This window comes from Kribbella sp. NBC_01510, from assembly GCF_045040325.1.
In the GTDB taxonomy this organism is placed as follows: Bacteria; Actinomycetota; Actinomycetes; order Propionibacteriales; family Kribbellaceae; genus Kribbella.
Map to the genome: position 1 here is coordinate 2,819,389 of NZ_CP109418.1, position 13,956 is coordinate 2,833,344.

Here is a 13,956-nt window from a genome sequence, read left to right on the forward strand (position 1 = left end):
TAACTTCAGCGAGGGGGGTTTTGCCGGAGTGACGCCGCGGCTGAGTGTGGTCGTGCCCCTCTACAACGTCAGTGAGTACGTCGAGCCGTGCCTGGACTCGATCGCCCGGCAGACGTGGAGCGACTTCGAGGCGATCCTGGTCGACGACGGGTCGCCCGACGACAGCGCGGTGATCGCGAAGGAGTTCTGCTCCCGGGACTCGCGCTTCCGGCTCATCCAGCAGGACAACGCCGGGCCCGGGCCGGCCCGCGACACCGGGATCCGCGCGGCGACGGGTGAGTACCTGGCGTTCGTCGACGGCGACGACCTGGTCTCGCGGCACGGGTTCGAGTCGCTGATCCGGACCCTCGACCGGACCGGGTCCGACTTCGCCGGCGGCAACGCGCGGCGGTTCAACAACAGCTTCGGGGTCCGGCCGTCGTGGCTGCACCGGCAGCCCTTCGCCCGCACCCGGTCCGCGACCCACGTCTGCGAGGTGCCCGACCTCGTGCTGGACCGGATGCTCTGGAACAAGGTCTACCGGCGCTCGTTCTGGGACGAGTTCGGCTACCGCTTCCCGCCCATCCGCTACGAGGACTACCCGGTCGCGCTGAAGGCGCACCTGGACGCCGTGACCGTGGACACCATCACGGCGCCGGTCTACTACTGGCGCGAGCGCGAGTCCGGCGAGTCGATCACCCAGCAGAAGTTCCAGCTCGCCAACCTCCGCGACCGGGTCGTCTCGGCCGGGATGGTGATGGACCTGGTCGAGGACGGCCTGCCGTGGGTCCGCCGGCGGGTGCACGCGCACCTGGCCCAGATCGACGTACTCACGCTGATGTCCGCGTTCGGTTCGGTGCCGGCCGACGAGGAGCAGCACCTCGTCGAGCTGTCGCGACTGCTGCTGGACCGGCTCGACTCGTCAGTCCTGGCGGCCACTCACCGGTATGACCGGATTCAGCATGCCGCGCTCCGCGCCGGCGACGTCGGGCTGCTCCGGCGGCTCGCCCTGTTCCGCAACGACGGCGGACTCCGCGGTGGTGCCCGGGCAGTGTCCCGGCCGCGGTCACGGCAGCTCGATTACAACTACCCGGGCCTGCGGGCGGCCGTCGTACCGCAGGAGTTGTACCGGGTGTCGGACAAGGATCTGACGCTGGCGACGAGCGTGCGCGAGGTGGCGTGGGTCGACGGCGCGCTGTCGGTCAAGGGCACCGCCGAGATCCGTCACCTGGAGACCGGACGCTCCTCGAGCCTGAGGATCGCCCTGGTCATCGAGGACACTCCGCACCCGCTCCAGGTACGCCGGTACGACGCGCTGGACCTGCACGGTGACACGACGCGGGTCGGATTCGAGGTCGTGCTGGATCGCGAACTACTCGCTCTCTGCACGGGTGCTCCGGCGCACTTCGCCGTACAGATGACGTCCGGGCGACGGCACCGGCGGGGCACGCTCGGTGGGCAGGGGCCGGGCAGTCCTGGGTGGCCGCCCGGTGCGTGGATCGACGACGCCAGCTGGATTCAGCCCGGCCCGGGCAAGAACGGATGGTTCGCCGTACGCCGGCTCACGGATCCTGGCCGCCTGACGTCGGTCGAGCCGACGCCGGATGCGCTGGTGTTGCACGGCCGGTCTTCGTTCGACGAGCCGTCGTTGTTCGCCACCCGGCCGATCGTGGGTGGCGAGGAAGAGATCCCGCTGGAGGTCGACGGCCGCGACTTCACGGCGAGACTGCCGATCGCGGACCTCCTGGCGCAGGCCAATCCGGACGACCCCTTCGGTCAGCGGACGACGCGATCGTTCCGGCTCCGTGGCCCCGAGGGACAGCAGCGGGTGTTGCTCTGGACGGCAGGGGAGTCCGCGGTGTCCCGGACCGAAGGCGATCGGGTCGTGACGGTGACGCGGTCGACCGGCGGGTACGTGAACCTGCACGAGTCCCCGATCCGGACGACGGCAACCTCTGTCGTTGCGATGGGCAACATGTTGGTGGTGCGCGGGTCGCACTGGCGTGACGTCAGCTTCGGTTGGCGGCGCTACCTGGCCGACTCCGACGACCACCTGGACGTCGCGTGCCGCCGTACCCTGTCCGGCGACGGCTGGGAAGCGGCGGTCGAGGTGGACGCGCTGATCCCCGCGGCGGCGGAGCGGGTCTCTGACGACCCGTTGGCCTCGCTGGCGGACTGGATCCTGTTCGCGACCGCGCCCGGCGGCTCATCGCATGCCGTGCAGTGTGAGCCCTTCCTGTACAGCCGGTTGCCGTTGACCATCTCGCGAGACGCGCACGTTCTCGCCGTACGGCCGCATGCCGGCACGTTGCACGTGGAGGTCCGCTGATGCATCACCACAACCACTACTACGGCCAGACGCACATCCTCAGTCGCTACGCGGGTTTCGACTTCGATCACCCGCCGCGGCTGCGAGGCTATCTGCAGCACGGCTGGAACATCGGCTGTGGGTGGAACCCGGTGCACGAGTTCTACGACGGCGCCTGGCGCTTCACCTGGAGCGACGCACCGCGGCGCCGCGGGCATGCGCTCGGCCGGCGGAACTACCACAGCATCGGCGCGCCGTTCCTTTACCTGCTGGAGCTCGAGAAGGAAGCCGAGCCGGTCGAGCGCGAGGGCACGCTGTGGTTCCTCTTCCACGGGTGGGAGGGCGGCAAGATCCACGGCGACCATCAGCGACTGATCGACGAGATCCGCGAGACCGAGCCCGGGCCGGTCACCTTTTCGTTGTATTACACGGAGTACGACCGTCCCGAAGTCCGCGGGTTCTACGAGGACGCGGGCTTCCGGGTGGTGTCGTTCGGGCGCCGCGGGTTCTCGTACGAGGGGACCGATCGGCGCTTCCTGTTCAAGCAACTGGCCGAGCTGCGGCGGCACAAGCGGGTCGCCGCCAACCGGTTGTCGACGGCAATCTTCTACGGCGTCGCGGCCGGCTGCGAACCCGCGGTGTACGGCGACCCGATGGAGATGGACGGCGAGAACCCCTTGTTCGGTGGGCAGAGCCGGATCGAGCGGCTGTGGCCGGAGATGCTCGGTACGTCGATCGACCTCGAAGCCGCCCGGGCGACCACCGACCTGGAGCTCGGCAAGCCCTGGATGATGCCGCCCGCGGAGTTGCGGATGCTGTTCGATTGGAGAGAGCGTGTCTGACCTTCAGGTGGTCCTCGGCGAGATGCAACCCTGGACCGACCGCGCCGACAACCATCCGGCTCTGGCCGCCGTGCTGGCCGACGTCCTCCCCGGCGACCGCCGCACCCTGATCGTCGGGCCGCACTCTCGCCCGCTGATCTCGACGGTCCTCGACCGGACCGCCGACGCTACGATCCTGCTCCGCTCGGTGTCGGACGCCGAGGAGTCGGCCGCGGAGTTCGCCGACCGACTCCAGGTCGTCGCCGGCGCACTGGACGGCCTCCGCGCCGAGCCGTTCGAGGTGGTCATCGCCGCTGACGGTCTTGATCGGGTCCTTGGCTACGACAGTGGCGACCTCAGCTGGACCGAGCGGTTGCACGCGTTGGCGGCGCTCGCTGCTCCGGATGCGGTGGTCGTGCTCGGTCTCGAGAACGAGTTCTCCCTGGTGAATCTGCTGGACAGCCGTCCGGCGGACGAGCGCCATGGCGACGACGAGTGGCGGCCGCTGCACGACGACCCGTCGCGCCCGGTCTCGGTCTCTCAGTTCGAAGCCGCGTTGCCGTGGACGGCGGCGATCTACGCCGACTTCGGCTCGCGGGCTTTCGTCGCCGCGGAGGTCGCCGCGGCCGCTCGGCCGGGGGAGTTGCCTACGCGTCTGGCCGCAGATGCGTTGGAAGCGGGCGACGTTCCGCTGCTCTCGTCCATCGCCCAGGGCGTCGACTCCGCCGCCCGGGCCGGCCTCTTGCCGGCTATCCCCACCGCGTGGCTCGCAATCTCCGGCGTCCCGGCCGCCCATGCCGTCTACGCTCAATCCGGCCCGGCCGTTCTCACTGCAGACCAGGGCCCCGCCGGTTGGCGGACGACCATCACCACACCGCCCACGGCCCACAGTCCCGCGGCCGACAGCCCCGCCGCCGACAGCCCCACGGCTGACAGCCCCACCGCCGACAGGTCCGCGGCTGACCGCCCCACGGCTGGCGTCCCCGCGGCCGCAGCCGACCGCTCGGCGTCCGCGACCACGCCTGTGTTCGACGCGAGCGTCGTCCCGTCGGCCGTTCCCGGCGGCGTGACCGTCGAGTCCGTTCTCTTCCGGCTGGCAGCGGCCGAAGACGTTCCCGGCTTCCGGAAACTGGCCTCCTGCCTCGGGGATTGGGCCGCTGACTCGCAGGTCGTGCTTCGGTGGGACGACGTCGTGGTCGACGGAGACACCTTTGCCTACGGGGTTTCGCCGTGGGCGACTGCGGATCCGACGGACAAGGCGGACCTGCTGGCGGCTGCCTGGTATCGGTTCCACGATCGGCTGATCGGCGGCCATCGACGCCACCCGTGGCCGCCGTGGATGGTCGGCGACGATCTGGTGTCCACCTGGATGAGCATGTCCGGCATCGAACTGCCGGAGCCCGTCCAGGCGACCTCACCCGACACCGCACCGGCCTCCGCCGGACACGTTGCTCGCGGCAAGGAATTGGCTTCCGCGCTGGCCGGCGTACTCGAGACACGCGAGCACGCGGCTGCCGACGTACGCACCGCACTGGCGGACGCCGAGGCCGCGCGGCGTGAGCTGTTCGAGCTGAAGGGGCATGTCTACGGTCTCGAGCGCACGCTCGGATTCCGCAACAAGGCGATGAAGACGCGCGAGAACCGCATCCGCGAGCTGCGGATCCAGCTGCAGAAGCTGACCGCCGACCACGAGCGCATCCGCGGATCACGCACGTACGCCCTCTCCCGGGTCGTGTTCCACGCCGCCCAGGTGCGCAAGCCGCGGGTGATGGCCCGCAAGCTCTCCCGCCGCCTGCGGAGCTTGCGGTAGTGAGGCCCCGGCTCAGCGTGGTGGTGCCGTTCTACAACGTCGGCGCGTACATCGGCGACTGTCTGGACTCGATCGCGCGGCAGACCTGGACGGATTTCGAGGCGATTCTCGTCGACGACGGCTCACCCGACGACAGTGCGGTGATCGCCAAGGAGTACTGCATCCGGGACTCGCGGTTCCGGATCGTCCAGCAGGACAACGCGGGACTCGGACCCGCGCGCAACACCGGTGTCGATCACGCCGTCGGGGAGTACGTCGCCTTTGTCGACAGCGACGACCTGGTCACTCGGCACGGCTTCGGGATGCTGGTCCGGACCCTGGACCGGACCGGCTCGGACTTCGCCGGCGGCAACGCGCGACGGTTCAACAACAGCTATGGGGTCCGGCCCTCGTGGCTCCACCGGCAGTGCTTTACCCAGGATCGGCTGGCGACCCACGTGTCGGAAACACCCGACCTCGTGCTGGATCGGATGGTCTGGAACAAGGTCTACCGGCGCTCGTTCTGGGACGAGTTCGGCTTCCACTTTCCGGCGATCCGCTACGAGGACTACCCGGTCACCCTGAAGGCACATCTCGCCGCGGTCACCGTCGACACGCTCGCCGCTCCGGTCTACTACTGGCGCGAGCGGGAGTCGGGCGACTCGATCACGCAGCAGAAGTTCCAGCTCGGCAACCTCCGCGACCGGGTCGTCTCGGCCGGGATGGTGCTGGACCTGGTCGAGGAAGCCCTGCCGCCGGTGCGCGAGCGGGTGCATTCGCATTTCACCCAGATCGACCTGCAGGCCCTGCTGACGGCTTTCGGCACGGTTCCCGCGGAGGAAGAGCAGCAGCTCGTCGAGCTCACCCACGCGCTGATCCAACGACTGGACGCATCGGCGCTCGACGGTGCGTCTCGCTTCGACCGGCTGCAGTATGCGGCGCTCCGGGCCGGTGACGTCGAGCTGCTCCGGCGGCTCGCGGTGTTCCGCGACGGACAGCGTCGGGAGGTGCGTGCGGTACGCCGGTCGGGGCGGTGGCAGCTCGACTACCCGGGCGTGCGCGAGGCCGCCGTACCCCAGGAGCTGTACGTCGCGTCGGAGCAGGACCTGACGCTGGCGACGAGCGTGCGCGAGGTGACGTGGGTCGACGGCAAGTTGTCGGTCAAAGGCACAGCCGAGATCCGGCACCTGGAGACCAAACGCGCCTCGAGCCTCCGCATCGCACTCGTCATCGCCGGCAGGCCCTATCCGTTGAAGGTACGGCGGTATGCCGAGACCGATCTGCACGGCGACGAGGCCCAGGTCGGGTTCGAAGTACTGCTGGATCGTGAGCTGCTCGCCAAGTGCACGGCCGGACCGGCCCACTTCGACGTGACGATGAGGTCCGGCCGCGTACGGCGGCGGGACAGGCTGCGCGGGCCACGGGCCGGCAGCCCGGGATGGCCGCCGGGCGCGTGGATCGACGACATGAGCTGGATTCAGCCAGGTCCCGGCAAGGATGACTGTTTCGTCGTTCGGCAGCTGACCGATCCTTGCCGGTTGACCTCGGTCGAGCAGACGCCTGATGCGCTGGTGCTGCACGGCCGGTCGAGGTTCGACCATCCGGCCCTGTTCGTCACCCGGTCGGTGGCGGGCGGCGAGGAAAAAGTCCCGCTGGAGATCGACGGCCGCGATTTCACCGCGAGGTTGCCGATCCGGCCGATCATCGAGGAGACGAATCCGGACGACCCGTTCAGCCAGCGGACGGCGCGGGCGTTCCGCATGCGCGGTCGCGAGGGCCAGGAGCAGGTGCTGTTGTGGACGGCCGGCGACCGACTGGTCTCGCATGCCGAGGGTGGCCGGGTGGTGATGCTGACCCGGTCGACCGGCGGGTACGTGAATCTGCACGAGTCCCCGATCCGGATGACGGCCACCGCTGCTGTTGCTGCTGGCAACATGTTGGTGGTGCGCGGGCCGGATTGGGGCGACGTCGGGTTCAGCTGGCGGCGGTACCTGGCCGGCTCCGACGACTACGTGGACGTGGCCTGTCGCCGTACCGTCTCGGACGACGGGTGGGCGGCGGTGGTGGACGTGGATGCATTGCGGACGGACGAGCTCCCGGCGGACTGGATCTTGTTCGCGACGGCGCTGGACGGTTCGTCGCATGCGGTGCAGTGCGAGCCGTTCCTGTCCAGCCGGTTGCCGTTGACGATCTCGCGTGACTCGCACGCTCTCGCCGTCGGGCCGCTAGCGGGCACGCTACACGTCGAGGTGCGCTGATCAGCGGCGGGCGACCAGGAGTTGGCGGGTGTCCGGCCAGTCGATCGGGTCGCCATCGAGTGAGGTGAGGGACGCGACCGGGGCGATCCTGTGCTCGATCACCCAGTCGTTGCGCCAGGCCCTCGACGCCGGGTCGACGTGGAACCCGGCCCGCTCGGCGACCGCGGACCAGCCGGCGAGGTTCAGGCCGCAGAACTGCTCGTGCGCCTCGCTCACCCAGTTGTCGCCGTAGTCCTTACGGGTGAGAAAGTCCATCGCATCGGCCAGTCGGAGCACGAGCCTGTCTCCGCGGACGCCGTACTCGAACGGCACCTTCGCGTTCCGCCGGAAGTCGTGGGCGAACTGGAAGAACCGCGCCCGCGTGGAGAGCCCGCTCACGCGCGCCGCTGGGTCGTCGAGGGACTCGAGTGCGACGGAGCGGTCCGGCTCGGCGGGGGGCAGACGCCCGAGCCGAGCATGTTGCGCTGGGGCCTCGGGATGACGCACCCCTGCCGCGGTGAGCGACAAACGCCCCGGCCTTAGGTTTGCTCGGCACCCGCCGGTCCCTTTGTGGAACAAAATTGTCACTGGGTGCACATTTGTTTCCACAGATCGGCTGGCCCAGACATCTTGGACAGTCTTGGGGTTGGCGGGCGTACCGAGCGACGGGTAGTAGTCCTCAAAACAGGAGTCCACTGGGCGGGCGCAGGCGGGCGGCTGGCCGGCAGGGGGTGACTACTACCCGTGCTTCGGTACGCCGACGGACGAACCACCGCGGCTGCTGGCAGCCTCCTGGGGAGTCGGCTAGAGGAGGTCCCAGGTGAGGGGGGTGCCGGCCTTGGCGTCTAGGCGGAAGGGGCGGCCTTCGATCTGTTGGAAGGTGTCGGGGGCCAGGCCGCCGGCGGGGCGGATGGAGCGGACGTTGTCGGGGGTGATGGGGTCGCCGGCGTGGACGTCCTGGGTGACGTAGAGGGATCGGCGGAAGCGGAGGACGTTCTGTTCGGCCTGTTTGGGGCCGATGATCGGGCGGCCCAGGGAGAGTTGGGCGATGCGGGTGTTCTCGACGAGTGACTCGAGCTCCTGCGGTTCCAGGGAGAAGGCCGCGTCGACGCCACCGTCCGCGCGCTTGAGCGTGACGTGCTTCTCGATGACGGTCGCGCCGAGCGCCACGGCGGCGATCGCGGCGCCGATGCCCATGGTGTGGTCGGAGAGGCCGACCTGGACGCCGAGCGCGTCGCGGAGGACCGGGATCGCGCGCAGGTTGGACTGCTCGGGCGGCGCCGGGTAACTCGCCGTACACGACAGAACGATGATCTGCTCGTTGCCGGTCGAGCGGGCCGCGCGGACGGCGGCGTCGATGTCGGTCAGCGTCGCGGAGCCGGTGGAGATGATGATCGGCTTCCCGGTCTCCGCCATGCCACGGACGAGCGGGAGGTCGCCGATCTCGTTCGACGCGACCTTGTACGCCGGGACGTTCAGCTTCTCCAGGAAGTCGATCGCGCTCTGGTCGAACGCCGACGAGAACGCCACCAGCCCGAGCGACGTCGCCAGCTCGAAGATCGGCTCGTGCCACGCCCACGGCGTGTGCGCCTCCGCGTAGAGGTCGTACAGCCGCGCCTCGCTCCACAGTTCGTGCTCCACCGGCAGCCGGAACGCCGGCAGGTCGACGTCGAGCGTCATCGTGTCCGCGGTGTACGTCTGCAGCTTCAGCGCCTGCGCACCGGACTCCGCCACCGCGCGGACGATGTCCTTGGCCCGCTCGAGATCGCCGTTGTGGTTCCCCGACATCTCCGCGATGACGAACGGCTGGTGGTCTGGCCCGACCGGCACTCCGCCGATGTCGATGGTGCTCACTTACTTCCCCTGTCTACGGTCCTGCTTGCGCAGGCTGATCGGAATCACGGTGATCTCGCGGCCGTCGGCGTACCGCTGCTCCGGCGTCCCCTCGGTGAAGCGGAACCGCCGGTTCATCTGCCGGACCACGGTGTTGTGCTCGAGCACCTCGCCCGTGAGTACGTCGAGGCCGAGCTCGTCGAACGCGTACGACGTGGCCTCGCGCATCACCTCGATCCACGCGGGCAACGTCTCGCCGCGCTCAGCCAGACCGTCCGCGTCGAGGAAGAACCCCCACGCTCCGGTGGATCCTTCGATGTCGAAGAAGTTCACGACTCCGGCGGTCACGCCGTCCCGCGAGTAGATCAGCACCCGCCGCGTCGGGTCGGCCGAGGCCTTCGCCCACCACGCAGCGTGCTCGTCCGCACTGATCTCATGCGCCGTGATGCTGACATCGCGATTGGCCTGCTGGTTACGCAGGCGCCGGATGGTATCGACATCGTCTTCGGTGGCGGCGCGCAACATGTTCCTAACCTAGCGCCTCGTCGAGGACCGTTCGGCACACTTAGCGGCGCCCCGGACGCCCGCTGGCGGCGTTGTCGTCGTCGCGCAATGCTCCGCATTGCTCTCCTCCTCCGCCTTGCCAGCGAACGACCGGACCACCGCTAAGCGCACCAACGGCCCTCGACGAGGCGCTACGTCTTCTCTTCAAGCGCCTTGATGTGTAAACATCTTTCGACTTCACCTTGAACGACGGTCGGAGAGTGACATGAGAGTCTGGCGAGCCATGGGTGTTCTAGGCGTGACGGCAGGTCTGTTGCTGAGCGGCGTGGCCGGTACGGCGTCGGCCGCGCAGGTGCCCGCGGATCAGCAGAGCTGTGCCCCGAGTCCGACCACACCGCTGCGGCAGTTCCGGGCGAGCTGGGTGTCGTCGGTGGTGAACATCGACTGGCCGTCCAAGACCGGTCTGAGCGCGGCACAGCAGCAGGCCGAGCTGATCTCCTGGTTCGACGACGCGGTCCGCCAGCACCACAATGCGGTCATTCTGCAGGTCCGCCCGACCGCGGACGCCTTCTGGCCGTCCAAGGTCGAGCCCTGGTCGCGGTACCTGACCGGCACGCAGGGCGGCGACCCCGGCTATGACCCGCTGGCCTTCGCCGTCGCCGAGGCGCACAAGCGCAACCTCGAGCTGCACGCCTGGTTCAACCCGTACCGGCTCTCGATGGGCACCGACATCAACGCCCTCATCCCCACCCACCCGGCGCGGCAGCACCCGGACTGGGTCGTCACGTACGGCGGGAAGCTCTACTACAACCCCGGGATCCCAGCGGCCCGCAAGCTGGTCGAGGACGCGATCATGGACGCGGTGTCGAACTACGACATCGACGGCGTGCACTTCGACGACTACTTCTACCCGTACCCGGTGGCCGGCCAGGTCTTCGACGACGCCGCGACGTACGCGCAGTACGGCGCGGGCTTCCCGACGCTGGCCGACTGGCGGCGGCACAACATCGACCTGCTGATCCAGGAGATCCAGCAGCGGATCAAGGCGATCAAGCCGTGGGTGAAGTTCGGCATCTCGCCGTTCGCGGTCTGGCGGAACAAGGCCACCGACCCGGAAGGCTCCGACACCACCGCGGGCGTGCAGACGTACGACGACCTGGCCGCGGACACCCGCAAGTGGGTCCGCGAGGACTGGATCGACTACATCGTCCCGCAGGTCTACTGGGCTGGTGGGTTCGCGCCGGCCGACTACAACAAGATCGTCCCGTGGTGGGCCGACCAGGTCCGCGGCACCCATGTGCACCTCTACATCGGCGAGGCGACGTACAAGGTCGGTACGTCGACGCAGTCGCCGGACTGGGCGGATCCGCAGGAGCTGAGTGACCACCTGGCGTTCGACAGCACGATCCCCGAGGTGAAGGGCAACATCTACTTCTCCGCCAAGGACGTGCGTGCCGACCGCCTCGGTGCGACCACACTGCTGAACAACACCTGGTACACCCGTCCGGCGCTCATCCCCGCGATGCCGTCGCTGGACTCACGCCCGCCCCTCCCGGTCCAGGCCGTCCAGGCCACTCGCACCGCTGACGGCGTCCAGGTCAAGTGGCGTCGTACGACGAGCGACACCACGTCGTACGCGATCTACCGTCGCGAACTGCTGGGCGGCGACCACTGCCCGGACAACGACGCCCGCAACCTGATCGCGACACTCCGCTCAACCGGTGCCACCCAGTCCTACCTCGACACCACAGCAACCCCCGGCACGAAGTACCTCTACACAGTCACCGCCCTGGACCGCCTCGCCAACCAGAGCATCCCCATCCCAACCATCTCCCTGCACTGACGCTCCTGGGACACCACCTGGGGTCCTCGGACAGGCTGTGCCGTGTCCGAGGGCCCTAGTTACCTGTCCGAGGTCGCGGCAGTCGCGGCGATCAACACTCCGGGCGGGCGCAGGCACCCGTCTCAGGGGCTTCGGAGGCCTGGGGTGGTGGTGAGCTGGATTGGGAGGGGGCCGGTGGGGAAGGTTGGCGGGAGGCTGCCGGTCGGCAAGCTTCCGGTCGGGAAGGGCTGGCTCGGAAAGGTCTGTCCGGGAGTCAGGCTCGAGGTCCCGGGCGTCTGAGTCGGGAGACCGGGCGTCTGGGTCGGGAGGCTGGGCGAGCCGGTGGGGAAGCTCGGCGTCTGGGACGGCGTGCCGGTCGGTGACGGGGTCTGGGACGGGAACGGGTTGGCCGGCGGGGGCGGGTAGAGCTGGTAGACGCGGACCGTGCCGTACTGGAACCGGAGCTCGGTCAGGCGGTCCAGGTTCTTGGGCGGTGCGCTGACGCGTTCGTCGAGCAGCAGCCACTGCACGCCGTACTTGGTTCGCAGCGTCTCCACGACGTCGCGGGTGGGGTTGGTGAAGGCCTCGTCGTTGAGGCGGAGCTCCTCCTGGTCCCAGAAGGCGCTCTGGACGCCGTCGGGGTACGTGTCGTCGACTCGGCTCTGGTAGGCCCAGCCCTCGACCAGGACCCGGCGTTCGGCGTACCCGGCGATCCAGTAGGAGCCAGTGAGGCAGTGCGACGCGCGGGCGCGCTGGCAGTGCACGTTGGTGGCGATCCGGTCCTCCGACCCGGAGTTCCGCCGGATGAAGCGCGCCGCCTCGATCCCACCCGGTGCGATCGAGGCGTACTCCGTCAACGGCGGTGTGGCGAACTTCCGCACCGACGCCACCGTGGTCGACGCCGTCGTACCCAACAGGACGGCGACGGCGATGACAGCCCAGGTACGACGTGAGCCGCGCAGGACGAGCCCGAGCACGCCGATGCCGAGTGCTGCGATCACCAGAGCGACCGCGGGGCCCTGTGCGAAGCAGCGGGTCGACGTACACGAACCGTCCGATCGGTCGCGGCCCCAGTAGATCGCGGCCGCCCCGATGGCCAGTGCGATCGCTGCCACGTAGTACTGGCGACGCTCCAGCGACCCGAGACCCCAGGTCGCGAGCAGTACGCCGTAGATGAAGCCGGTGCGGACGAAGAACACTGGAGTCAGGCCCTGGTCGTACAGCAGGGACGCGCCCAGGATCGCGGCGGCGAAGCCGAAGAGCAGGAACACCGGCATCGGGTCGCGTGGCAGGCGTCGCCTGATCAGCAGTGCGCCGACTGCCGGCATGACCCAGCCGAGTACCACGACGACCGCGATGACCGCCACCGCGGACTCGCCACCCATCTGGTCGGCCAGGTCCTCGAACGTCGCGCCCGGATCGAATCGCACACCGGACGCGGCGCCACGCAGTACGACGAAGAAGGTCACCGCGTACGCGGCCGCGACCGCCACACCGAGCACCAGTGCCCGCAGGTTGAGCCGTCCGGCCCGGACCGTCAGATAGATCCACGCAGCGGCCAGTCCGGTGGCGTAGACGGGCAGTGTGGTCGCCTTCGTCAGAGCCAACGCCGCAATCAACACTCCGGCAGCCACGAAGAGCCGGAACACCTGACCGCGCGTCTGACCCGGCTTACGGCGCAAGAGCAACGCAGTGACAGCGATGAGCGGCAGCAACAGCACAGTGGAGAATGCCTGCGGCGGATTGGTCAGCTGGCCCAGTGAGAACGGGCCATCCGCGAACACCCGGTCCGACACCGCCCACGGCCAAGCGATCAGGTTACCGGCGGCCACAGTGAGTCCAGCAGCGATCGGAGCGGCAACAGCGCGACCCGTGAGGAGCATGCCGACCGCAGCGGCTCCCAAGACCGTCAGCAAGATCCAGGCGAACGGCACGATCCGAAACGTCAGTACGTCGAGTGGAACGCTGGTGATCCAGTGCGACGACGCGATGTGGTCGTACGCCGCCCAGTGGCTGGTCAGCCACCTGCCATCGGCGTACGGAATGCGTGGTGGGAAGTGGTGCGTCAGCTCGGCGGCCACCGCGAGGTTGTGCGGGGCGTCCGAGTTCGGCCGGAGGGCGTCCGGTCCCACCAGCGGAATGAGGTGCGATCCGACGCGGACGAACCACGCGGCCGCGACGCCGACCGCCACCATCGCCCCGGCCGTCGCCCACCACGGCGTCGGCCGCTCAGGCAGCTTGCGCCGCGGCAGCGCCCGCCACATCCCGAACGCCAGCGCCGGCATCAGCAGCGCCGCGAACGGCATGCTGAACAGCATCCCGATCGGATAGAGCAGCGTCTCGACGGCCAGGCCGAACGCCGTCCCCAGGACCGCGTCCGCCGCGAACCAGCCGGTGCCGCCGGTGAGCCGCCGCCAGAACATCGTGCCTGGTACGGCGATGATGAGCAGGAGGTACCCGAGATACGCGCCGGCCATCCAGGGCGGCTGCTCCTGCAACGCGACGAACCAGGCCAGTGGCAGCACCGGAAGGCTCACCATCGCCGCCAGGCGCTTCCCACGGACCGCGGCCACGCGCTTCCCCCGGCCTCTGATCATCGGCAAAGTGTATGAGCCTGCCGAGTCGCGTCCCCGCCCGGTAAGCCGTTTACGGCCAGGGAATTC

9 protein-coding genes are annotated in these 13,956 nt (G+C 69.1%); 5 read left to right on the forward strand and 4 right to left on the reverse strand.

The genetic code is table 11. The annotated features are described in order from the left end of the window. Window positions 1-28 precede the first annotated feature (28 nt). The 4 genes from OG558_RS14110 to OG558_RS14125 are packed head-to-tail and all read left to right on the forward strand — an operon-like array spanning window position 29 to window position 7,155. Entirely contained in the window at window positions 29-2,308 is a 2,280-nt protein-coding gene (locus tag OG558_RS14110) for a glycosyltransferase (RefSeq protein ID WP_405070647.1), read from the forward strand. After that, complete coding sequence (locus OG558_RS14115; protein WP_405070648.1) at window positions 2,308-3,129, forward strand: hypothetical protein; 822 nt, start codon at window positions 2,308-2,310, stop codon at window positions 3,127-3,129. The genes OG558_RS14110 and OG558_RS14115 overlap by 1 nt, the downstream gene beginning before the upstream one ends. Then, window positions 3,122-4,918, forward strand: a complete 1,797-nt coding sequence (locus OG558_RS14120; protein ID WP_405070649.1) for a hypothetical protein — start codon at window positions 3,122-3,124, stop codon at window positions 4,916-4,918. Before OG558_RS14115 ends, OG558_RS14120 begins: the two co-directional genes overlap by 8 nt. Further along, window positions 4,918-7,155 carry a glycosyltransferase gene (locus OG558_RS14125; RefSeq protein ID WP_405070650.1) on the forward strand — a complete coding sequence of 746 codons (2,238 nt, stop codon included), beginning with the start codon at window positions 4,918-4,920 and terminating at the stop codon, window positions 7,153-7,155. Before OG558_RS14120 ends, OG558_RS14125 begins: the two co-directional genes overlap by 1 nt. On the opposite strand, the gene OG558_RS14130 is transcribed toward OG558_RS14125, so the two are convergent. From OG558_RS14130 to OG558_RS14140, 3 genes are all read right to left on the reverse strand, one after another. Beyond that, entirely contained in the window at window positions 7,156-7,533 is a 378-nt protein-coding gene (locus tag OG558_RS14130) for a hypothetical protein (protein ID WP_405070651.1), read from the reverse strand. It abuts the gene before it with no gap. 405 nt (window positions 7,534-7,938) lie between these two features. Then, window positions 7,939-8,988: a pseudaminic acid synthase gene (gene pseI, locus OG558_RS14135; RefSeq protein WP_405070652.1), complete on the reverse strand. Its 1,050-nt coding sequence runs from the start codon at window positions 8,986-8,988 to the stop codon at window positions 7,939-7,941. Continuing rightward, the gene (locus OG558_RS14140; protein WP_405070653.1) at window positions 8,989-9,492 is read right to left on the reverse strand and encodes a GNAT family N-acetyltransferase; all 504 of its coding nucleotides are present in this window, start codon (window positions 9,490-9,492) and stop codon (window positions 8,989-8,991) included. It lies immediately after the preceding gene. A 262-nt stretch (window positions 9,493-9,754) separates the two neighbouring features. Between OG558_RS14140 and OG558_RS14145 the strand changes: the two genes are divergently transcribed. Beyond that, the gene (locus OG558_RS14145) at window positions 9,755-11,314 is read left to right on the forward strand and encodes a glycoside hydrolase family 10 protein (RefSeq protein ID WP_405070654.1); all 1,560 of its coding nucleotides are present in this window, start codon (window positions 9,755-9,757) and stop codon (window positions 11,312-11,314) included. A 122-nt stretch (window positions 11,315-11,436) separates the two neighbouring features. Here OG558_RS14145 and OG558_RS14150 read toward each other — a convergent pair whose 3' ends face one another. Further along, window positions 11,437-13,890, reverse strand: coding sequence for a hypothetical protein (locus OG558_RS14150; RefSeq protein ID WP_405070655.1), 2,454 nt, complete (start codon window positions 13,888-13,890; stop codon window positions 11,437-11,439). Between the last annotated feature and the right edge of the window lie 66 nt (window positions 13,891-13,956).

What these genes read in the sequence shown, in the direction of transcription:
- OG558_RS14115 (WP_405070648.1), top strand. Translation starts at nt 2,308, where the DNA reads ATGCATCACCACAACCACTACTACGGCCAGACGCACATCCTCAGTCGC.
- OG558_RS14140 (WP_405070653.1), bottom strand. Translation starts at nt 9,492, where the DNA reads ATGTTGCGCGCCGCCACCGAAGACGATGTCGATACCATCCGGCGCCTG.
- OG558_RS14145 (WP_405070654.1), top strand. Translation starts at nt 9,755, where the DNA reads ATGGGTGTTCTAGGCGTGACGGCAGGTCTGTTGCTGAGCGGCGTGGCC.
- OG558_RS14150 (WP_405070655.1), bottom strand. Translation starts at nt 13,890, where the DNA reads ATGATCAGAGGCCGGGGGAAGCGCGTGGCCGCGGTCCGTGGGAAGCGC.